Origin of the sequence: Rhizobium sp. BK512, assembly GCF_014194915.1 — a bacterium.
GTDB lineage: Bacteria > Pseudomonadota > Alphaproteobacteria > Rhizobiales > Rhizobiaceae > Rhizobium.
Genome location: NZ_JACIAS010000002.1, coordinates 598,394 through 618,344, shown reverse-complemented (window position 1 = coordinate 618,344; position 19,951 = coordinate 598,394). Strand labels below are relative to the sequence as shown.

Here is a 19,951-nt window from a genome sequence, read left to right as displayed (position 1 = left end):
AGAAAGTGAAACACTTCTCGGAAACACAGGTTCCGCGGCGGTCTCTCCTCCCATCGCGGAGATCAATCGTGCACTCGTTGGGTCAGGATTGCAACTCGTCGTCCGGCCAAGGCTGTTGGAAATTCTCCTGCGGCGGCTTCCGGTCGAAGAGCCCGAAAAGGAAGAAGCCGAAGACGAAACCGCCAATATGCGCATCCCAGGCAATCTCCTGGCTGCCATCGCCGACGAGCGGAATGCCGACGGCGATAAGCGCGTTGCCGACCAGCCAGAGCAGCATGAAGATGATCACCGTGCGGCTCTGCATTGCCTGCAGCACCGACAGTCGCGGATTGAGATGCGCGGGACGAACCATCTGTCGCCCGGAGGGAAAGGCAAAGCGGCAGGCCGCGCCCATGAGGCCGGAGACGACACCGGATGCACCGATGAGCGGCCCATCGCTGCCCCAGTTCAGCGCCGCATGCAGCGCCGCCGAAGCGATGGCGGAAAGAATCCAGAAGATGATGAAGCGGAACGTGCCGATGCGGCGCACGACCGGCGCGCCGAAGGCCATCAGCCAAAGGCCGTTGAAGACGATGTGCTCGACGCTTCCGTGCAGCAGCGAATAGGTGACCGGCGTCCAGTAGAGCTGCGGCCCCTGCTCAGCAAGTGAAATGGCATAGCGCAGCGGAATGAAGCCGAAATTCAACTGAAACCAGTAAAGCCCGTCGGGAGACAGCAGCGACTGCCCGGCATAGATCAGGATCAGAAGCAGAAGCGTGGCAAACAGTGCGGGCGGAAGATTGAAAACCGGCTGGCGCGGCGGCCTGGCCGGCGGTTCGGGCTGCATCGGCTGGAATGCCTGATCAGGCCCGGACGTCTGTTCGTTCATGCTCATCTCGCCTCGTTGCAGGCCACAGCCATACAGGAGCCGGCTTCAAAAAAAAAGCCGTCCGGAACTGGCCGGACGGCTCGCCTGGGTTCCCCGAAGGATGGCCCCTCCCCTGGCAGTCTTGTGCAGAACTTCACTGTTTGAAGTGATGGAGAGACGGTCTCACGACAGGCCTTGGCGCTCAAGCGAAACCCTTCCTTAACCTTAACTCGCCGGATTTGGCATGAAATCCGCAAGGTAGAAGGTGAAGGGGCGAAAACCGCCCGCCAATGAACCGAAATGAGACATTGCCATGCGCCTTCAGATCACGATCGACATTTTCGACTACTGGAATGCTCTGCGCGGCGGGCGCGATGCGCCGCTGAAATCGCAGATCGAGCCTGGTGCGATCCCACATCTCCTGTCGAGCCTCTTCATTCTGGAGATGGAGGAAGACCGACATATCCGCTTCCGTCTCGCTGGCACGAAAATCTGCGATCTCTTCGGCCGTGATCTGCGCGGCGAGCGTTTCTCCGCCCTCTGGGCCAACGGCCAGCACGAGGATATCGAAAAGACAGCGCAGGGCGTCATGGCGCACGCCATCCCGACGCTTTTCAACGCGACGGGCTACAGCACCGCCGGCCATCACGCGGCCTTCGAAATCATCATGATGCCGCTGCGTTCGCCGGAGGGCGGCTGCGACCGGCTCCTCGGCGCCATCGCGCCTGCGGCCGCCGCAAGCTGGCTGGAGATCGTACCGCTCGAGCTGCTCGCGCTTGATCGCAGCCGCCTGCTGCACGACAAGTTCGGCCGCACGCTCGAGGCCGAACCGCGCCGTCCCGTCGAGATCGCCGTGGAAAAACAGGCAACGTTCGGCCAGGCCATGCTGCGTGTCATGTCGCATTTCCTGCATGGAGCAGCCGCTCGCTGACTGTTGCGTTTTGGGTCGCCGCCCCTAGTACTTTAGGGTTAGGCGCTGCCTGTTTCCACAACCTTCTGTTAAGGGATTGCGGGTAAGGATTGGGCTCAGCGATTTCATAAAGAAGCCCTTTGATGCACTCGTTCCAGCCCGCTCAGACGCACCGACCTGCGCCGCGCCCAGAACAGGGAGTGTTCCAGCGCGTGCCCATCAATATGCAGGGCCGCCTGATGCTTGCGAGCTACGAAGAATTCGAATGCATGGTGATCGATATGTCGCCCGGCGACATGTATGTCACCTGTGCCGGCCGCCCGCGCGCCAATGAACGTGTCGTCGCCTATATTGACCACCTCGGCCGCGTCGAAGGTCATGTGCAGACAGTCGACATGCGCGGCTTCACGATGTCGATCAACGCCACCGAGCGCAAGCGCGAGAAGCTCGCCGCCCAGCTCACCTGGCTTGCCAACAAGCACGAGCTCGGTCTGCCGGAAGATCGCCGTCACGATCGTCTGACCCCGCGCGAGACCAAGACCGAACTCACGCTGGAGGACGGCACGCGCTACATGTGCCGCATCATGGACCTGTCGCTTTCCGGCGCCGCCGTCGATGTCGAAGTGCGCCCGACGCTCGGCACGCCCGTTCGTCTCGGCAACATGCGCGGTCGCGTCGTTCGTCATTTCTCGGAAGGCGTTGCGATCGAATTCCTGTCAGTCCAGTCGCGCGAGACGCTCCGCGAATTTCTCTAGAGCAATTCCAGAAAAAGTGCGCAGCGGTTTTTCGTCCGGAATTGCGCCAAACCAAAAAGCAATTCCAGAAAAAGTGCGCAGCGGTTTTTCGTCCGGTTTCGGGCCTGTCAGCCTGCGGCACGGCAGATCCGTCATCTATCCGTCACAGACTTGAAGGATACAGCGCGCCTCAACCAAGGCACGGTCATGTCAGTCCTCTTTCCCGAAATCGAACCGCATGAACATGGCTTGCTCGACACCGGTGACGGCAACCTCGTCTATTGGGAAGCTTGCGGCAATCCGTCGGGCAAGCCCGCGCTCGTCCTGCATGGCGGACCGGGGTCCGGCTGCTCGACAACGGCACGACGCTATTTCGATCCTTCGGTCTACCGCATCATCCTCTTCGATCAGCGCAATTGCGGACGTAGCCTGCCGAACGCCGCCGACGCCGCAACAGACCTCTCGCGAAACACGACTGCCCATCTCATCGAGGACATAGAGCAGCTGCGCAGCCTCTTCGGCGTGGAAAAGTGGACGATCTTCGGAAATTCCTGGGGCTCGACGCTGGCGCTCGCCTATGCGCAAACCCACCCCGCCCATGTCAACGGCATCGTCATTTCGGGCGTTACGACGACGCGCCGCTCCGAAATCGACTGGCTCTATCGCGGCATGGCGCCGCTCTTCCCCGAGGAATGGCAGAGGTTCGGCGAGGCGCTGCCGCCGGCGTTGCGTAGCAGCGATCGGGTGAGCGCCTACCATCAACTGCTCAATCATCCCGAGGAACAGGTGAGGCTGCAGGCCGCGCACGACTGGCATGAATGGGAAGCTGCCACGATCCTGCTTGCCGACGCCGCTGGCCTGCCCCGGCGCTGGTCCGATCCGCTCTATCGTCTGGCACGTGCCCGTATCATCACGCACTATTTCCTCGAGGGCGCCTGGCTCGAGGACGGCATACTCCTGAAGAATGCCGGGCGTCTCGCAGGCATTCCTGGCGTCCTGATCCACGGACGTTTCGACATAGAGGCACCACTTGTCACCGCATGGGAACTTGCGCGCGCATGGCCCGGTGTCGAGCTCGTGGTGCTGCCAAAGGCCGCCCATTCCACCGAAAACGCTGATATTGCCGCCGCGATCGTGGCTGCGACGAACAGATTTCGTGATCTCTGACGAAATTATTTTTTCGCCGGCACATACGGACATGAGCCGGAATCGGCTTTTGGAGAAGCGATTCAGCCCATTTGGGCACTGCGGCCGGATTTGCTCCAACTACCGTTCTCGCCACAGGCCGCTGCAGAATTTTATCCGGCTTACCAGATTTCGTTAACGGCCTGCCCGATTTTCGGTCATTTCCGGTCCAAAAGTCTTTTTCCCAAACCTTCAATTTTAATCGAATTTGCGACGAATGCGTCTTTAATTTTAGTCGTATTCGAGATGGATTTGATTCAACTTCGCTGCGTATTTGAATCAACTAAGCCATTAATTTGATTGCGTAATTTTGCGTGAGATAAAAACGTCCGTGTCATTGTCGTCCTCATAACGGGGAGACGATAATGTCAATTCGAAATCTACTGAAGAGCGGCCTTCTGGCCGTCGGCATGATAGCGGCAATGGCGGGCGCAGGACAGGCATCACCCGCCAGCATGACGCTTGCAGGCAATGCGAGCCCGCCAATCGGGCACTATGAATTCTGCCAGGCCAATCCGAAAGAATGCGCCTATGCCGGCGGCGATGCCGGCCCTGCGATCCTCACCGAGGATCGCTGGAAAAAAATCCTTGAGATCAACTATACCGTCAATTCCACCATCCAGCCGATGACGGACATGGAGATCTATGGTGTCGAGGAGCGCTGGGCCTATCCGAAGACCGCTGGCGACTGTGAGGACTTCGCGCTCCTGAAGCGCAAGATGCTGATCGACGCCGGCTTCTCTCCGTCCGATACGCTGATGACCGTCGTGCTGCAGCCGAATGGTGAGGGCCATGCCGTGCTGACGGTGCGTACCGACCACGGCGACTTCATTCTCGACAACATGCGCAACAAGGTGCTGCTGTGGTCGGATACCGAATACACCTACCTGAAGCGCCAGTCCGCCGATGATCCGGCCCGCTGGACGAAGCTGCAGGACGGCCGCGCCGTCGCAGTCGGTAGCGTGAAGTAACAGGCATACCGGCTCCGGTCAGTCCCCGCATCCCCGTCCCGACCGGCGCCCAGAGCCGTTCCCGCTGTCCCGGGAACGGCTCGCTTCTTTTGTGGTGCATCCTTTTGGTTGAGTTAACGACCCGTTAACTCCCGCTATTCCATCATCTCCCCGAGATTCATCACCGGCACCGACGACTCGCGTTCTTCTTACGGCGGCCCGATATCCGAGGACGACGATGAGCCATTCCGCCGTGGGCCATCCTGCCGAGCAACCCCTTCTCTCGACCCGGTTCCTGGTCCGTGTCACCGCGACGATTGCGGTTCTGGCGCTGCTGACGGTTGCGATCAGCATTGCCGGTCGCTGGTTCGGCCGTCACATCTCGCTTGCCGGCAATACGGAAAACACCGATGGGATCACACTCACAATCGGCCGCGATACGATCGGCCTGCCCGCCAACACGATTCGCTTCCCCAGCGAACGGCATGACGGCGCCGCCGAACGGGTCGATCTTTACCTCACCTGGCCGGAAATGCAGGGCTACAGCAAGGAAACGCGCCAGCGTTTCGATGATATCGCCCAATCGTCAGGCCTGATTTTCCTGCAGATCACGCAAGGCACGATGTCGCGGGACATGTCGGGCCGGCTGGAGCCGATCTATTCGCATCTGATGGATGGCGCCGCCGAACCCTTCTCGCATGGCTTGACGCTGCACCGCCTGCGGGCCGATGCCGGCTACAACGGTGAGATATTGTTGACCGCATCGCGTGAAGGGGCTGCAGATTATGTGGTTCGCTGTGTCTTGCCCTCGTCTGCCGAGGTCGCGACCAGCGGCGATTGCCAGCGCGATATCAAGGTCGGCAAAGATTTAAGTGTGCTTTACCGGTTCTCAAGTCGTCATTTGGCCGACTGGGACCATATTGATGCCGCGATCAGGACCTTTGTGGAAACCCGGCTTGTGAGCCGGTCTGCAACACCCCGCTAAAATCCCCGCAAATGTCTGAAGAAACGATTCATCATAAACGGATTGGTAACGCTGAACCGGTAGTTTTCCAAGACAGCCGGTTACGCAGTAGGGGGTGCGTGGCCCGCCAAACATCCGAAATGCAAGCGAAGAGTGGAATAGTGTCAAGGTCAATTTCCTCCGTATCATCGCCGCGGTCTGCCGGTTTCCTCGCAAAGGTGCTGACGATCCTTTCGATGGCTATCGCGATCGTCGCGGTCGACTCGGTCAATGCCGAAGCGGAAGCTGCAAATCCGAAATATGCTGGCATCGTCGTCGATGCCCGGACGGGAAATGTTCTCTACAGCGAGAATGCCGACCGTCTGCAGTATCCGGCGTCGCTCACGAAGATGATGACGCTCTACATGACCTTCGAGGCACTCGAGCAAGGCCGCATCCGCCTCGATACGCCCGTCCCCTTCTCTGCTCACGCATCCGCTCAGGCGCCGACCAAGCTCGGTGTGCGCGCCGGCGGCACGATTACTGTCGAACAGGGCATCCTCGGTCTCGTGACGTTGTCTGCCAATGACGCGGCGACCGCGCTCGGTGAAATGCTCGGCGGCTCGGAAGATCGTTTCGCCCAGATGATGACGGCCAAGGCGCATGCGCTCGGCATGACGCGCACGACCTATCGCAATGCCAATGGCCTGCCGAATACCGCGCAGATGACGACGGCCCGCGATCAGGCTCGCCTCGGCATCGCTCTTCGGCAGCATTTCCCGCAATATTACGGCTATTTCAATACGCGCGCCTTCAAGTTCGGCAATCGCGTCATTCGCAGCCATAACCGCCTCGTCGGCTCCGTCCGTGGCGTCGATGGCATCAAGACCGGTTATACCCGCGCTGCCGGCTTCAATCTGGTCAGTTCCCTGCAGGTCGACGGCAAGTCGATCGTCGGCGTGGTTCTCGGCGGTGCCTCCACCCCCGCCCGCGACTCGCAGATGCGCAGGCTGCTCGATGCCTATCTGCCAAAGGCCGCCACCAGCGGCGGCACGCTCGTCGCCCAGTCGAAGCAGATGCCCGAGATGATCGAAACGCCCGCTCCGGTTTCTCCTGCCAAGGTTGCCCAGGTCGCGGAAAAGAAAACAATCCCAGCCAATCAGCCGCCAGTCGCGGCAGCCGCTGCCGATCTCGGTCTGCCGCACAAGGGGCCGCTTCCGGATAGCCGTTATCAGACTGCAAGCACCGAAGTTGCCTATGCGGAAACCGCCGCACCGAAGACAGGCAATCCCTTGCTGGCGCAGCCGATGCCGTCTCCGACCAAGGTAAAGACCGTCGCGATCAAGCAGCAGCAAGCCTCCGCCGCCGTCCCGACGCCGGCAGCTGCCTATGTGCCGCCGGAACAGGGTGACACCTCCGTCGACGAATTGACGACGGCCTCCACCAAGGTCGCCCCTGCAAAGGACGTTGCCGCCAAGGAAGTGCCGCAGCCGTCCGGCTGGGTCGTCCAGATCGGTGTCTCGTCCAGCCGGGAAATGGCGATGGACCTTCTGGCAAGCGCCAAGGCCAAGGGTGGCAAGGCGCTGAACTCCGCCAAGCCTTTCGCCGTCGCCTATGCCAGCGGAGCCGATCAGGTCTACCGCGCCCGTTTCGGCGGTTTCGACGACCAGCGTGATGCCGTCAATGCCTGCAAGGCCCTCAAGAAGGCCGGCGTGAAGTGCTGGGCGGCCGCACAATGAGATATCTGGCGCTGCCTGTCACTGACTTGGCGGCGCTCCCGCCTGCCGGCTGCGATGTTCGCGCCGCCGGCAGTCTATCCTAGTCGATTTGTATTGCGTACGGGGAAGATGATGTCGATCAACGAGAATGTACCAAATGCGCCTGCGGGGCGCCGGGCGGTCAATAAGGGACGCTCCGGCCTGCACCCGCTGCACGAGGCAGCACTCCGCCTCGCCGAAATCGGCCTGCAGCGCCCGAAGGCGAAATCGCCGAAGACCCGTGATCTCATCAACCTGCTGCTATGCCACGGCGCGCGCGCCTGGCGCTACTCACAGCCGGAGGCGCATATTCACCTGCACATCACCTCGCCTGACGGCAATTCGCCGGTCGTGCTGCGCTTGCGGTAGAAGCAATTTCAGCTAGGGTGTGCAGCCCTTTCCGGAGCCGCTAAGGACAAGAAACCTTACAGCAATCCGAGTTCCGAAAGCTCGCGGCGCAGATCCGCGGGCATTTCCGCAATGCCGGCGCCGAGACTGTGGAGATCGCGCGGCACGTCCTCATCAGGATAATAACGCCAGCCCTGGAAGGCACGCTTCGGCTGAACCGAAGTTTCGATCACTTCGGGCCCGAGGACGAGATGGCAGCGTCCAATGCCCTCACCGTCGGTAAACGTCTGAACGTCCAGGATTTTCTGCCGCGCCTGAACCTGCCCCTTGATTACCCAATAGAGGGAGCCGCCATCGAGCAGCTCGTCCACGCGCTTCGGTACCATGCGGGTCGTATGGACCGAGTGCGGTTCCAATCCGGCGGCAATGGCGCGCAGCGAACGCTCGGCCACCCATTCGCGCAGGTCTTCGATCGAGTCGCAGCCGACGCAGAGCTTGATGAGATTTAATGCCATGCTGCCGTTGAAATCCTTTTGGCCGGCAGCGTCAAGCGGCTAACGCAAGTCGAGCAAAAGTGTGCAACGGTTTTGCGTCAACGACATGCGCGAAATAAAGCATGTCGAGCAAAAGTGTGCAGCGGTTTTGCGTCAACGAGATGCCTAAAACAAAGCCTTAAACGTCCGCAAGCTCAGCATTCGACGACATTGACGGCAAGGCCCCCTGTCGAGGTCTCCTTGTATTTCTCGCTCATGTCGTTGCCGGTCTGGCGCATGGTTTCGATACAGGCATCGAGCGGCACGAAATGCTGGCCATCGCCCTTCACAGCGAGCGATGCGGCTGTGACCGCCTTAACCGCACCCAGCGCATTGCGTTCGATACAGGGCACCTGCACGAGGCCGCCGACTGGATCGCAGGTCATGCCGAGATGGTGTTCGAGTGCGATCTCGGCGGCATTTTCGATCTGTGCAGGCGTGCCGCCCATGACGGCTGCGAGGCCGGCGGCTGCCATGGCGGCAGCCGAGCCGACCTCGCCCTGACAGCCGACTTCCGCGCCCGAGATCGAGGCATTGTGCTTGATGATGCCGCCGATCGCCGCTGCGGTCAGAAGATAGTCATGGATCCCCTTCCGGTCCCAATCCTCGTGGAAATGCTCGTAGTAGCGGATCGTTGCCGGGATGACGCCGGCCGCGCCATTGGTCGGAGCCGTGACGACGCGCCCGCCTGCGGCATTCTCCTCGTTGACCGCCATCGCGTAGACGCTCAGCCAGTCGTTGGCGAGCAGCGGGTTGACGCGGTTGCTGCGCCATTCTTCCTGAAGCTTGTCGTGGATGTGCTTGGCCCGGCGCCGGACGTTGAGGCCGCCGGGCATGATGCCCTCGACCTTCAGCCCGCGCTCGATGCAGGAGCGCATTGCTTCCCAGATGCGGTCGAGACCGGTATCCAGTTCTTCACGGCTGCGCTGGCTTTCCTCATTGGCGCGTTTCATTTGCGCAATCGACAGGCCGGAGCGCTCGGCCATATCAAGCATCTGCTTGGCGCTGGCGAAGGGGTAAGGCACCTTGTAATTGCCTTGTTGCGCCTTCTTGCGCGCCCGCATCTGTTCGAGCTCCGTATCGGTGACGACGAAGCCGCCGCCGACGGAATAATAGATGCGCTTGACGAGAAGCCGTCCGTCCTTGTCATAGGCGGAGAAACTCATGCCGTTGGCGTGGCCTGGCAGCGGCTGCTTCTTGTCGAAAATCAGATCCGTCTTCGGCTGAAACTGGTAGCCCGGGTGGCCCTCCGGCGTGATCCGGCCGCTCTTTTCCACGCCATCGATAGTGGCGTCCATATGATCCGGGTCGACCTTGTCGGGCGCCTCGCCCATCAGGCCGAGGATGACCGCCCTGCCCGTACCATGGCCGATGCCCGTATGGGCGAGCGAACCGTGCAGGCTCACCTTGATGGCGGCGACCTGAGCGCCGATGGAAGGACGCGGCCATTCATCGGACAAGATAAGGTCGAGGAATCGGTTGGCAGCCGTCATCGGTCCCATCGTATGCGAGCTCGACGGGCCGACACCGATCTTGAACACATCGAATACCGAAAGAAACATGGAGGCGCCTTCTAAAATTCACGATGCAGACTATGCGAGCCCGGCTCGACATCCGCGTGGCGGACCGACATCGCCTTGAACCGGTGCGACATCAGGCCGGACACTAATTGGAAGCCGCTCATCTTGCCAGTGATTCTCATCTTGCCGGTCATTGCAGCATTCGAATGCATCTGTAGAGTGGCCGCATTTATACGGGAACTGACTCGCTGATGATGACGACCGCGGATTATATCGCGCTTGCCTTCTTTATTTTTATCTGGATGGGCTATTCCTGGCTGCTGCGCGGCCGGACTTTCTTCGGGCGCACGAGCCTGACCCATGCCATGGCGGAGCGGCGGCGTGAATGGATATATAATTCCCTGCGCCGTGATTTGAAGATGATCGACACCCAGATCATGGCCGGGCTGCAGAACGGGACGGCCTTTTTTGCCTCGACCTCCATTTTTGCCATCGGCAGCTGTTTTGCGCTTCTCGGCGCAACGGAAAAGGTCGATGCAGTCTTTGCCGACTTGCCTTTCGTCTTTCATAGCGGCCATGCCGTCTTCGAAATGAAGGTCGGCGGCCTTGCTGCCTTGTTCGGCTATGCCTTCTTCAAGTTCGGCTGGTCTTACCGTCTCTTCAATTATTGCACCATCCTGTTCGGCTCCATGCCCATGATGCACGATACCGACAAGGATATCATCGCCGCCGAACGTGCCGCCGAACGTGTCATCCGCATGAACGTCCTTGCCGGCAGCCACTTCAACGAGGGGCTTAGGGCTATCTTTCTGTCGATCGGCTACCTCGGTTGGTTCATCAATCCCTATGTCTTCATGGGAACGACATCGATTGTCGTCTTCGTGCTCACCCGCCGGCAGTTCTTTTCGGCAGAGCGGCTGGCGATCATGGAGCCGCAAGTGCCACCAAATCTCCATCTTTCTCCTGTTCTGCCCAATACGCCTTCACCGACTGACGGCGACGAATTGTCCGGGAGATTGTGAATGACATTGCCGGCAACGGAAGCGGCGCCTTATGCAAAACCGCCGCGCATCGGCCTCGTGGACACGGCGCGGGGTGCGGCGCTCATTGCCATGGCCACCTATCATTTCAGCTGGGATCTCGAATTCATGGGCTATCTGCAGCCTGGAACGGCCGAGACCGGCTGGCTGAAGATTTATGCCCGGGCGATCGCCGCCACCTTCCTGTTCATCGTGGGTGTCAGCCTCGTGCTCGCCAGCCGGCCGGACATTCGCTGGCCCTCCTTCTGGAAGCGTTTTGGCATGATCGCCGCTGCGGCCGTGCTCATATCGGCGGCGACCGCCTATCTTGTGCCCGGGGAATGGATTTACTTCGGCATCCTGCATTCCATTGCGGTTCTGAGCCTCATCGGCGTGGTCTTCCTGCGCCTGCCCTTGCCTTTGACGCTGCTCGTCACGCTGGCACTGCTAGTCGGCTGGATTGCTGATATTTTCGTGATGCCGGGCGTGCTCGGTTCGCACCTGTTCGATCCGAAATATCTTGCCTGGCTCGGCTTTGCGGCCACGCCCGATCGCTCCAATGATTTTGTGCCGCTCTTCCCCTGGGCGACACCCTTCTTCCTCGGCATGAGCCTTGCGCGCCTTGCCTTCCGGACGAACCTGCCGCATCGGCTGGCGGCGTTGGGTACAGGCGGCACATGGCTTGCGCGCCTCGGCCGCCACAGCCTCGCCTTTTACCTCATTCACCAGCCGGTGCTGATCGCGATCGCTTACGGTCTGACATTCATTATCGCGCCGCCGAAGCCCGATCCGGTCGCGACCTATCTGCGCCAGTGCAACACGTCCTGCACCGTCGAACAGGGTGAAGCGGTCTGCCGCAGCTTCTGCCAGTGCACGCTCGAGCAGCTGCAGGCGCAGCAGCTCTTCACGCTGTTTCAGGCAGGTCAGGTCAAAGCCGACGATGAGAGGATCATGGCGCTTGCCGGCCAGTGCAGCGCCCAAATCGAGCCCGAGCCGCAGCCCGAGCCCCAACAGTGATCAAACAATGATCAGGTGGTGACGCCGATTTCTGCGAGGCGGCCGAGGCAGGCCTCTTCGATATTGTCGAGCTCGGTGATCGTTTCGTCGATATCCTTGCGCTTCTGGCGCAGGTCTTCACGCTTTTCGTCCACGCGTTTCATCAGGAGCTTGAGCTGACCGAGCTCACCCGGCGGCTCCTTGTAGACCTGGATGATTTCGCGGATTTCGGCAATGGTGAAGCCGATACGCCGGCCCCGCAGGATTTCCTGGATGAGGCGCCGGTCGGCAGGTCGAAACAGGCGCGTGCGTCCGCGACGTTCCGGATGGATCAATCCCTCATCTTCATAGAAGCGAAGCGTGCGCGTCGACACTCCGAATTCGCGCGTCAGCTCCGTTATGGTATAGTATTTGTTCACTAGCATCTCATCCCCGTCATCGACCTGACATATTATTGACTTTTACGTAATAGTCAATTTCGGCGGGTTTCAGATGCCGAACCACCATGTCGCGAGGCCGAGGAAGGCGAAGAAGCCGGTGCAGTCGGTCACGGTCGTGACGAAAACGGATGAAGCGATCGCCGGGTCGGCTCCCATCTTGTCGAGAAGCAGCGGCAGCAGGATGCCGGCAAGCGCCGCCGCCATCAGATTGATGATCATGGCTGCTCCGATGACGGCGCCGAGCTGGTAGTTGTGGAACCAGGTGCCGGCGATGGCGCCGAGCAGGATGGCGAAGAGAATGCCGTTCAGAATGCCGACGCCCGCTTCTCTTCGGATGATGCGCCCCGCATTATAGATATCGAGATCGCGGGTCGCGAGCGCGCGCACCGTCACGGTCATGGTCTGTGTGCCGGCATTGCCACCCATGGAGGCAACGATCGGCATCAGCACCGCGAGTGCGATCATCTTCTCGATCGAACCGTCGAACAGGCCGATGACACTGGCCGACAGCATCGCCGTACCGAGGTTGATCAGCAGCCACAGGAAGCGCGAGCGCACGGTCGAGATCACATTGTCGGACAGTTCTTCGTCGCCGACACCGCCGAGGCGCTTGATATCCTCGTCCGCCTCTTCATGGATCACGTCGACCACGTCGTCGATGGTGAGCACGCCGACGAGGCGTTCGTTCTCGTCGACGACGGCAGCGGAAAGAAGGTCATACTGTTCGAAGAGCTGGGCCGCCTCTTCCTGGTCCATCTCGGCCGGAATCGGATGGTTCGTCTCCCGCATGATGGCTTCGATCTTTGACTGCCGCTTGGTGCGCAGGATCTGGTCGAGATCGACGGCGCCGAGCAGCTTGAAGGTCGGGTCGATCACGAAGATCTGCGAAAAGGAATAGGGCAGATCCTCTTCGTCGCGCATATAGTCGATCGTCTGCCCGACAGTCCAGAATGGCGGCACGGCGACGAATTCCGTCTGCATGCGTCGGCCGGCGGAGCTTTCAGGGTAATCAAGCGCGCGGCGAAGGCGAACCCGCTCCGTGAATGGCAGTTGCGCGAGAATCTCTTCGCGGTCTTCCTGGTCGAGATCTTCGAGAATGTAGACGGCGTCGTCGGAATCCAGTTCGCCAATCGCCGCGGCAATCTGTTCGTTCGGCATCTGATCGACGATTTCGCGGCGGATCGTCTCGTCCACCTCGGTCAGCGCCGTCATGTCGAAATCGTCGCCGAGCAGATGCACCAGTGCCAGACGCTGATCCGGCTGGATCGATTCGAGCAGGTCGCCTATTTCCGATTCGTGGAGTCGCGCGACATTCTGGCGGAGAAAGAGCGTGTCGCGATCGGCAATGGCGGCGCCGAGGCGCACGAGGAAATCGCTGCGCACATTGCCGTCTTCATTATAGATATCGACGTCTTCGTCTGCCGGACGTTTGCGATTGCGGTCTTCGGTATCGGTCGTCGTCATATGCCGCCCTCGCATTTCTGTCAGATTTCAACGACTGTCGCGCCGCATTCGAAAATGTCGGCTGAAAATGCATTGTCAACAAGCGGATAAGCGAATTCCGCCCTGCCCTTTTGGTCGCCGGAATGCACATCGACCTGCTAGCCGAAAGCATTTCTGCCGTAAAGCGCAAACCCATGCTTTCTGATGACAATGCCTGTGGCCAGCTATAGTTTCCGCTGCCATTTATCGAAAGGAAGCTCAGCCGTGCCGATCCGCCCGATTCTCCGCTATCCGCATCCCGGCCTGAAGACGGTCTGCACGCCCGTGACCGCATTCGATTCGGCCCTTTCCGCCCTTGCCGAAGATCTGCTGCAGACGATGCGCGCGGCACCCGGCGTCGGCATCACCGCTGCCCATATCGGCGTCTTCCAGCGCCTGACGGTGCTGGAACTCGACAAGGCGGACGGCGTGCGCATCTACGCCAATCCGGAGATCACGTGGTTTTCGGATCAGACGATGGTTCATATGGAAGGCAGCGTCTCCATGCCGGGGGCGACGGACGAGGTCACGCGGCCGAGCGCGGTTCGTTTCCGCTATCAGGATCTGGATGGCCATCAGCATGAAGAAGAGGCCACCGGCTTCCTCGCCATTTGCATCCAGCATGAGATCGATCAGCTCGACGGCATTTTCTGGCTGCAGCGTCTGTCGCGGCTCAAACGTGACCGGCTGATCAGGAAATGGGAAAAGACGAAAAGCTGAGTCGCGCTATTAAACGTGCGAACCAAGTGCGCCCTTCCGACGTTTGCCTTGCAGTGAAACCGGAAGGAGACGGAAATGCCTGGCAAGAACGACAAGTCCTCGCTTTCCCGCGAGGAAGACTACCGCGACTTCGAAGAGCGCAATCTGGACGACGGCTGGCCCTACGCGGACGGCAGCGGCGCCAAGGCTGCCGGCACTGAAAACCGTGCCTACGGCGAAACCTCGGCCAATTTCGACCGCGACCGCAATAGCGGCTTCCGCATCGACGGTACGGACGAGGACGGCAACGAGAATCGCCTGAAGGATTCGCTTGAGCCTGACACGATCGACCGCGACGAAAGCGACGATCTCGAAGCCCGCGTGACCGAGAACCTGGAGAATATCCCCGAGGTCGATATCGACAGTGTGGAAGTTCACGCCGACGGCCATACCGTGACGCTGGAGGGTTCTGTCGAAACGATCGGGATTGCCCGCAAGGTCGAACTTGGCGCCCTGTCGGTAGACGGTGTCCATCATGTCCGCAACCACCTGCACACAACCGGTGTCGATGCCCATATCCCGAACGAGGATTGAGGCGAAAAACACAAAGTCGCCACATTTGAAAACCGGAAAGCGGCCTGCTTTCCGGTTTTGCTGTCTCTAAAATTAAAAATAGTTAATCAATCAAAGATTGCAGTATTGTAATCTTTCGGAAAGCGCTGACATCTCAGGCAATTAACTGTGCCGGCTAAGGTAACGTGCCCGTCAAAAACGTTGACAAATATGTGATTTTATTTGGACAAAACGCCGCAACGCAGCTGTCATCTTTCTCACAAAATCGCCCAAATTGGAGCGCGAACTTATCGTGCCGAGGGTTGGATTTACGTTGTTGAATTCAACAATAGATTGAGGAGATAGACCCATGCGTATGAAGTTCGCCGTCGCCGCCACCCTGTTTGCTGTCAGCATGGCAAGTGCCGCTTTTGCACAGCCGAAATTTATGGACGACTACTCCAACAATGGTGATGGCCTCTACCAGACGCCGGTCGCGCCGGCAAAGCCCGTCCACTATCCGACGCGTGTGGCCCCCCCGGCCTATTCGAGCGACTATACCAATGATAGCGACGGCTTCGCACCGGCCGCGATGGCCAAGCCCGCGAAAGTCGACAACACCGCGACCGCCAGCATCAAGCCGCTTCCGGATTGCCACAGCATGATCGGCCCGAAAGGCTCTCGCCAGAAAGGTGCCGATAGCGGTGCAAGCCGCACAGAGGCATGCCGCGCAATGCATTGACATGATCCAAGAAAGGGCCGGTTTCCGGCCCTTTTCTCTTGTAAATTCAATGTCCCGCTCGGCGTAATCCACACCTCGGGCAAGCTTTTAAAAAAAACTGTCACATCGCGCTTGTGTCCGTCAGAGGCTTTTGCTACATGCTGCCTCGCCGACGCAAATCGGCCTACCACGATGCGGTCGTGGCGGAATTGGTAGACGCGCAGCGTTGAGGTCGCTGTGGGGCAACCCGTGGAAGTTCGAGTCTTCTCGACCGCACCAAAGAAACCCGCTTCGGCGGGTTTTTTCTTTTTTGGCCAAAGGTTTAGTTCGCCGGTCCTGACTGCCTCGCCGCAAGAAGTAGCGCGCGGCAGCCCTTTCCCGCCGATATCGCCCCTGGTGGATATCACAGCAAAGCCAGCCGGTACTTGCCGCAATTCTGGTGCGCAATCTGCCGCTTGACTTCCATCTGGAATTGAGAACATAGATGGAACGCTTAGGGGTTCAGGGGTGTTCCTTTCATGAAAATTATTTCGATCGGCAATTTTTGACGTTTCGCTAGAAGAACTAGCTTCCGCTGATGCCGGTTCCTGCGTGAGGTAACTCACGCTCGCTGGCAATCCAGCCTTTCTCATACATTCGAACGCAAGCCGGACATTTCGGCTTGGCGCTTATTCGCTTTGCCCGCGCATTTGCATCGCGCCTAACCATGGGGGACGGCATGACATCGGAAGATCGCTACGAGTACGTCAAGGGCGGCGTAGCACTCGCGATTCTCGGAACCCTCGTTATCGGCCTTTACATCGACTCGCTGTATCACGGCGATACCGAGACGGCGGCCTACAAGACGGTCGATGACTGCCTTAAGGACAACAAGTTCGGTCCTGACGACTGCAAAAGCAGCTTCGCGATCGCTCGCGATGAACATCTGAAAAGCTCCCCCTCCTACGATAAACGCGAGGATTGCGAGGAGGAATTCGGCGACGGCCGTTGTGAGCAGACCTCTTCGGTCCATGCCTCCGGAGGAGGACATTTCAGCCCATATCTCGGCGGGTATCTCGTTGGTCAACCCGATAAGAAGGTCAATGGCGTCTACTATCCGGCTGTGCCCGCATCGGCGTTGTACGAGAGCCGCCATGTTCCGGGTTTCGTGGACGCTCGGGGCATTCTGGTCACCAACAAGGTCGGCGGCTTCAAGATGGCCTATCAATCCGCCGCTCACTATAAGCCCGCAGCCCCCACGACGACGCTCGCCCGCTCCGGTTTTGGCGCCCGCCACTTTGCTGCGTCCTGAGGGCTCAAGATGAAGCGCATCGCGACCGGCGAAAGACCTGACTGGGTGCGGAAACTCGAAGACCTCGATTTCACCATCCACCACATGTATGGCGAACTTTATTGGGATGAGCGCAATGCCTACCAATTCACGCTCGCTGAGATCGAGGATGGTCTCGAGGATCCGACCAACGAGATTCTGCAGCTCTGCTACAAAGCGGTCGATCGCATTTGCGCCGATCCCGCATTGATGACGCGCATGGCGATCCCGGCCGAGTTCCACGCCGCCGTCAGTAGATCCTGGAAATGGTCCGATCGTGATATCTACGGCCGCTTCGACCTGCGTTACGATGGCAAGGGTCCGGCAAAACTCTTCGAATTCAATGCCGATACGCCGACCTCACTCTTCGAAAGCGCTGTTATCCAGTGGGAATGGCTCCAAGACATGAAGCGCCTTGGCCGGTTGAGCACCGATGCCGATCAGTTCAATTCGATCCACGAGAAGCTCATTGGCGCTTTCCAGTATTTCAAGAATGCCAGCGACAGCGGCGTCTTCCATTTCGGCTGCATCACCGACAATGAGGAAGACTATCTGACGACCAAATATCTCGCCGACGTTGCCTTCCAGGCGGGCTTCGAAGTTGTGGTGCTCGATATGGAAGAGATCGGCATCGATCCCGAGAACTGGTTCACCGATCTCGAAGACCGCCGGATGGAGAATCTCTTCAAGCTCTACCCGCTGGAATTCATGGTGCACGAGGAGTTTGGCGCACATCTCATCTCCACGCCCACAAAGATCCACGAGCCGCTGTGGAAGATGACGCTGTCGAACAAGGGCCTCCTCGCCGTCCTCTGGGAAATGGCGCCCAACCATCCGAACCTGCTGCCCGCCTATTTCGCCGACGATCCGCAGGCGCTGCGTCTGGAAAACGCCGTCAGAAAACCGCTCCTGTCGCGCGAAGGCGCAAATGTCACGCTGACGTCGGGGGAAACGATAATCGCGGTGGATGGCGAATATGGCGCAGAGGGCTACATTGTGCAGGAAACCTGCCTGCTCCCGCAGTTCGGCGAGGATTATGCCGTGATCGGCTCCTGGGTCGTCGCCGGCGAAGCCTGCGGCATCTGCATCCGCGAGGACAAATCGCCTATTACCCAGAACCTCTCCCGTTTTGTCCCGCATTTCATTATGGATTGATTGCACGGGGCTGCATCTCCAGGATGGCTGATCGCCACAAAGAGCGATTGAATCGCTCTTCGCCCAAGTCCATATAGAAGCCCGCGCCCGCCCCCTCCATTTTTGCGGATTGCGCCAAGGACTGCCATGCTACGCACCGATCTCGATTTTTCCATGCTCCCGAAACTCGGCTCACGCCCCGTACGCTGGCGCATCTCAGACGGGCTCGTTCCCTATGAGGAAGCGGTGGAGACGATGGAGCGGGAGGTTGCATTGATTTCCGAAGGCGGGGACGAGCTTGTCTGGCTGCTGGAACATCCGCCGCTTTATACAGCCGGCACCAGCGCCGACGCGAAGGATCTCGTCCAGCCGGATCGTTTTCCGGTCTTCGCCACCGGACGTGGCGGCGAATACACCTATCATGGCCCCGGCCAGCGCGTTGCCTATGTCATGCTCGATCTCAAGCGCCGCAGGCAGGATGTGCGCGCCTTCGTGGCAGCGCTCGAAGAGGTCATCATCCGCACGCTCGATTCGATGAATATCCGCGGCGAACGCCGCGAGGATCGTGTGGGCGTCTGGGTCCGACGGCCGGAGAGACCGTTGCTGCCTGACGGCACCATGGCGGAAGACAAGATCGCGGCACTCGGCATCCGTCTTCGCAAATGGGTGACCTTCCACGGACTGTCGTTGAACGTCGATCCCGATCTCGATCATTTCGGCGGCATCGTGCCCTGCGGCATCTCGGCCTATGGCGTCACCAGCCTCGTCGATCTCGGCCTGCTCGTGACGATGGTCGATGCCGACATCCGCCTGCGCGCCGCCTTCGAAGAGATATTCGGCGAAACCGTCAACGATACAGCACTCTGTCCCTGATTGCCGTCCTTGATTGCCCGGGCTTCCTGTGGTTGATGACATCATCCGCAAGAAGCAGCCGTCATGTCCGAATCTCCCTCCACCCAGAATCCCCTCCGGGGCATGGCCATCATGGCCGGCGCCATGGCCATCCTGCCGACGATGGATGCGATTGCAAAATATATGGCGACCTTTGAGGGCATGTCGCCCGGGCAGGTAACCTTCTACCGCTTCTTCTTCCAGCTCGTCTGTACCCTGCCGATCCTTTTTGCCATGTTCGGTAAGCGGGCTCTGTCGGCCAAGCGCCCATGGATGAACCTGCTTCGCGGCGCGCTGCATGGTGCGGCAAGCCTGCTCTTCTTCGTCGCCGTCAAATACATGCCGCTCGCCGATGTCTTCGCCATCTATTTCGTCGAGCCCTTCATGCTGACGGCGCTTTCGGCGCTCTTCCTCGGCGACAAGGTCGGCTGGCGGCGCTGGACGGCAATCGTCGTCGGGTTCGGCGGCGCCATGATCGTCATCCAGCCGAGCTACGAGATTTTCGGCCTGAAGGCGCTGCTGCCGGTCTTCTGCGCCTTCCTCTTCTCGCTCTATCTCTTCCTCAACCGCGCCATCGGCGAGGCAGATTCGCCGCTGACGATGCAGACCATGTCCGGTATTGGCGGTACGATCTTCATGGCGGGCGCAATGTTTGTCGGAAACAGCTTCGGCAATGCCGACTTCACGCCCTCCCTGCCGGCCTCTTGGCTCGGCCTCGTCCTGCTGCTGATCCTGGGCACGATTTCGGGCTATGCGCACATGCTGGTTGTTAAGGCTTTCCGGCTCGCGCCACTGTCGCTGCTGGCACCCTTCCAATATTTCGAAATCATTTCGGCGACCGTGCTCGGTTACGCCCTCTTCGGTGATTTTCCTAATTTTTCCAAATGGATAGGCATCGCAATTATCGTTGCATCGGGGCTCTTCATCATCTGGCGCGAGCGCGTGCAGGCGCGATCATTAAAATCCGCGTGAAATCCCCAA

General features: G+C 59.6%; 21 protein-coding genes, 1 tRNA gene and 1 pseudogene. 17 read left to right on the top strand and 6 right to left on the bottom strand.

Going from position 1 to position 19,951, the window contains the following annotated elements:
• Positions 1-82 precede the first annotated feature (82 nt).
• A complete protein-coding gene (locus FHX06_RS09010; RefSeq protein WP_183878968.1) occupies positions 83-868 on the bottom strand; it encodes a rhomboid family intramembrane serine protease in 786 nt (261 codons plus the stop codon).
• Positions 869-1,160: 292 nt separating this feature from the next.
• Here FHX06_RS09010 and FHX06_RS09005 point away from each other — a divergent pair, with 292 nt between their 5' ends.
• From FHX06_RS09005 to FHX06_RS08975, 7 genes and pseudogenes are all read left to right on the top strand, one after another.
• Positions 1,161-1,778 carry a PAS domain-containing protein gene (locus FHX06_RS09005; protein ID WP_113213221.1) on the top strand — a complete coding sequence of 206 codons (618 nt, stop codon included), beginning with the start codon at positions 1,161-1,163 and terminating at the stop codon, positions 1,776-1,778.
• Positions 1,779-1,900: 122 nt separating this feature from the next.
• The gene (locus tag FHX06_RS09000) at positions 1,901-2,512 is read left to right on the top strand and encodes a PilZ domain-containing protein (RefSeq protein ID WP_029869225.1); all 612 of its coding nucleotides are present in this window, start codon (positions 1,901-1,903) and stop codon (positions 2,510-2,512) included.
• Positions 2,513-2,698: 186 nt separating this feature from the next.
• Complete coding sequence (pip, locus tag FHX06_RS08995; RefSeq protein WP_113213252.1) at positions 2,699-3,658, top strand: prolyl aminopeptidase; 960 nt, start codon at positions 2,699-2,701, stop codon at positions 3,656-3,658.
• A gap of 383 nt (positions 3,659-4,041) precedes the next feature.
• On the top strand, positions 4,042-4,647 hold the full coding sequence (locus FHX06_RS08990) for a transglutaminase-like cysteine peptidase (protein WP_113117052.1): 606 nt from the start codon (positions 4,042-4,044) through the stop codon (positions 4,645-4,647).
• Between the two features lie 155 nt (positions 4,648-4,802).
• Positions 4,803-5,611: pseudogene (locus FHX06_RS08985) on the top strand (hypothetical protein).
• A gap of 119 nt (positions 5,612-5,730) precedes the next feature.
• Complete coding sequence (locus FHX06_RS08980) at positions 5,731-7,308, top strand: D-alanyl-D-alanine carboxypeptidase (RefSeq protein WP_183878966.1); 1,578 nt, start codon at positions 5,731-5,733, stop codon at positions 7,306-7,308.
• Positions 7,309-7,419: 111 nt separating this feature from the next.
• A complete protein-coding gene (locus FHX06_RS08975) occupies positions 7,420-7,695 on the top strand; it encodes a hypothetical protein (protein WP_112547680.1) in 276 nt (91 codons plus the stop codon).
• Positions 7,696-7,751: 56 nt separating this feature from the next.
• Here the strand turns inward: FHX06_RS08975 and FHX06_RS08970 are convergent, their stop codons facing one another.
• From FHX06_RS08970 to FHX06_RS08960, 3 genes are all read right to left on the bottom strand, one after another.
• Positions 7,752-8,189, bottom strand: coding sequence for a DUF1489 family protein (locus FHX06_RS08970; protein ID WP_112547681.1), 438 nt, complete (start codon positions 8,187-8,189; stop codon positions 7,752-7,754).
• Between the two features lie 173 nt (positions 8,190-8,362).
• Positions 8,363-9,769, bottom strand: coding sequence for an L-serine ammonia-lyase (locus tag FHX06_RS08965; RefSeq protein WP_112968159.1), 1,407 nt, complete (start codon positions 9,767-9,769; stop codon positions 8,363-8,365).
• A gap of 11 nt (positions 9,770-9,780) precedes the next feature.
• Positions 9,781-9,921: a hypothetical protein gene (locus tag FHX06_RS08960; RefSeq protein WP_162710233.1), complete on the bottom strand. Its 141-nt coding sequence runs from the start codon at positions 9,919-9,921 to the stop codon at positions 9,781-9,783.
• Between the two features lie 60 nt (positions 9,922-9,981).
• Between FHX06_RS08960 and FHX06_RS08955 the strand changes: the two genes are divergently transcribed.
• On the top strand, positions 9,982-10,749 hold the full coding sequence (locus tag FHX06_RS08955) for a DUF599 domain-containing protein (RefSeq protein WP_183879239.1): 768 nt from the start codon (positions 9,982-9,984) through the stop codon (positions 10,747-10,749).
• Positions 10,750-11,763 (top strand): heparan-alpha-glucosaminide N-acetyltransferase, encoded by a 1,014-nt coding sequence (locus FHX06_RS08950; RefSeq protein ID WP_183878964.1) that lies wholly within the window; start codon positions 10,750-10,752, stop codon positions 11,761-11,763.
• Between the two features lie 11 nt (positions 11,764-11,774).
• On the opposite strand, the gene FHX06_RS08945 is transcribed toward FHX06_RS08950, so the two are convergent.
• Positions 11,775-12,167 (bottom strand): MerR family transcriptional regulator, encoded by a 393-nt coding sequence (locus FHX06_RS08945; protein ID WP_007826104.1) that lies wholly within the window; start codon positions 12,165-12,167, stop codon positions 11,775-11,777.
• Between the two features lie 63 nt (positions 12,168-12,230).
• Complete coding sequence (gene mgtE, locus FHX06_RS08940) at positions 12,231-13,646, bottom strand: magnesium transporter (RefSeq protein WP_112547684.1); 1,416 nt, start codon at positions 13,644-13,646, stop codon at positions 12,231-12,233.
• A gap of 243 nt (positions 13,647-13,889) precedes the next feature.
• Between mgtE and FHX06_RS08935 the strand changes: the two genes are divergently transcribed.
• The 8 genes from FHX06_RS08935 to FHX06_RS08900 all read left to right on the top strand — a co-directional run bounded on the left by FHX06_RS08935 (position 13,890) and on the right by FHX06_RS08900 (position 19,942).
• A complete protein-coding gene (locus FHX06_RS08935; protein ID WP_183878962.1) occupies positions 13,890-14,384 on the top strand; it encodes a peptide deformylase in 495 nt (164 codons plus the stop codon).
• A 75-nt stretch (positions 14,385-14,459) separates the two neighbouring features.
• Positions 14,460-14,957, top strand: a complete 498-nt coding sequence (locus FHX06_RS08930) for a BON domain-containing protein (protein WP_183878960.1) — start codon at positions 14,460-14,462, stop codon at positions 14,955-14,957.
• Positions 14,958-15,285: 328 nt separating this feature from the next.
• Complete coding sequence (locus tag FHX06_RS08925) at positions 15,286-15,657, top strand: hypothetical protein (RefSeq protein ID WP_183878959.1); 372 nt, start codon at positions 15,286-15,288, stop codon at positions 15,655-15,657.
• A gap of 173 nt (positions 15,658-15,830) precedes the next feature.
• Positions 15,831-15,915: transfer RNA gene (locus tag FHX06_RS08920), tRNA-Leu, on the top strand.
• 439 nt (positions 15,916-16,354) lie between these two features.
• The gene (locus FHX06_RS08915) at positions 16,355-16,927 is read left to right on the top strand and encodes a DUF1190 domain-containing protein (protein ID WP_162738597.1); all 573 of its coding nucleotides are present in this window, start codon (positions 16,355-16,357) and stop codon (positions 16,925-16,927) included.
• A 9-nt stretch (positions 16,928-16,936) separates the two neighbouring features.
• Positions 16,937-18,100: a glutathionylspermidine synthase family protein gene (locus FHX06_RS08910; protein WP_183878958.1), complete on the top strand. Its 1,164-nt coding sequence runs from the start codon at positions 16,937-16,939 to the stop codon at positions 18,098-18,100.
• Positions 18,101-18,226: 126 nt separating this feature from the next.
• Positions 18,227-18,952: a lipoyl(octanoyl) transferase LipB gene (lipB, locus tag FHX06_RS08905; RefSeq protein WP_113213213.1), complete on the top strand. Its 726-nt coding sequence runs from the start codon at positions 18,227-18,229 to the stop codon at positions 18,950-18,952.
• 63 nt (positions 18,953-19,015) lie between these two features.
• Positions 19,016-19,942, top strand: coding sequence for a DMT family transporter (locus FHX06_RS08900; protein WP_113213212.1), 927 nt, complete (start codon positions 19,016-19,018; stop codon positions 19,940-19,942).
• Positions 19,943-19,951: the final 9 nt, after the last annotated feature.

Coding starts and splice junctions, on each gene's coding strand:
- FHX06_RS09010 (WP_183878968.1), bottom strand. CDS start 868: ATGAACGAACAGACGTCCGGGCCTGATCAGGCATTCCAGCCGATGCAG.
- FHX06_RS09005 (WP_113213221.1), top strand. CDS start 1,161: ATGCGCCTTCAGATCACGATCGACATTTTCGACTACTGGAATGCTCTG.
- FHX06_RS09000 (WP_029869225.1), top strand. CDS start 1,901: ATGCACTCGTTCCAGCCCGCTCAGACGCACCGACCTGCGCCGCGCCCA.
- pip (WP_113213252.1), top strand. CDS start 2,699: ATGTCAGTCCTCTTTCCCGAAATCGAACCGCATGAACATGGCTTGCTC.
- FHX06_RS08990 (WP_113117052.1), top strand. CDS start 4,042: ATGTCAATTCGAAATCTACTGAAGAGCGGCCTTCTGGCCGTCGGCATG.
- FHX06_RS08980 (WP_183878966.1), top strand. CDS start 5,731: ATGCAAGCGAAGAGTGGAATAGTGTCAAGGTCAATTTCCTCCGTATCA.
- FHX06_RS08975 (WP_112547680.1), top strand. CDS start 7,420: ATGTCGATCAACGAGAATGTACCAAATGCGCCTGCGGGGCGCCGGGCG.
- FHX06_RS08970 (WP_112547681.1), bottom strand. CDS start 8,189: ATGGCATTAAATCTCATCAAGCTCTGCGTCGGCTGCGACTCGATCGAA.
- FHX06_RS08965 (WP_112968159.1), bottom strand. CDS start 9,769: ATGTTTCTTTCGGTATTCGATGTGTTCAAGATCGGTGTCGGCCCGTCG.
- FHX06_RS08960 (WP_162710233.1), bottom strand. CDS start 9,921: ATGACCGGCAAGATGAGAATCACTGGCAAGATGAGCGGCTTCCAATTA.
- FHX06_RS08955 (WP_183879239.1), top strand. CDS start 9,982: ATGACGACCGCGGATTATATCGCGCTTGCCTTCTTTATTTTTATCTGG.
- FHX06_RS08950 (WP_183878964.1), top strand. CDS start 10,750: ATGACATTGCCGGCAACGGAAGCGGCGCCTTATGCAAAACCGCCGCGC.
- FHX06_RS08945 (WP_007826104.1), bottom strand. CDS start 12,167: ATGCTAGTGAACAAATACTATACCATAACGGAGCTGACGCGCGAATTC.
- mgtE (WP_112547684.1), bottom strand. CDS start 13,646: ATGACGACGACCGATACCGAAGACCGCAATCGCAAACGTCCGGCAGAC.
- FHX06_RS08930 (WP_183878960.1), top strand. CDS start 14,460: ATGCCTGGCAAGAACGACAAGTCCTCGCTTTCCCGCGAGGAAGACTAC.
- FHX06_RS08925 (WP_183878959.1), top strand. CDS start 15,286: ATGCGTATGAAGTTCGCCGTCGCCGCCACCCTGTTTGCTGTCAGCATG.
- FHX06_RS08915 (WP_162738597.1), top strand. CDS start 16,355: ATGACATCGGAAGATCGCTACGAGTACGTCAAGGGCGGCGTAGCACTC.
- FHX06_RS08910 (WP_183878958.1), top strand. CDS start 16,937: ATGAAGCGCATCGCGACCGGCGAAAGACCTGACTGGGTGCGGAAACTC.
- lipB (WP_113213213.1), top strand. CDS start 18,227: ATGCTACGCACCGATCTCGATTTTTCCATGCTCCCGAAACTCGGCTCA.
- FHX06_RS08900 (WP_113213212.1), top strand. CDS start 19,016: ATGTCCGAATCTCCCTCCACCCAGAATCCCCTCCGGGGCATGGCCATC.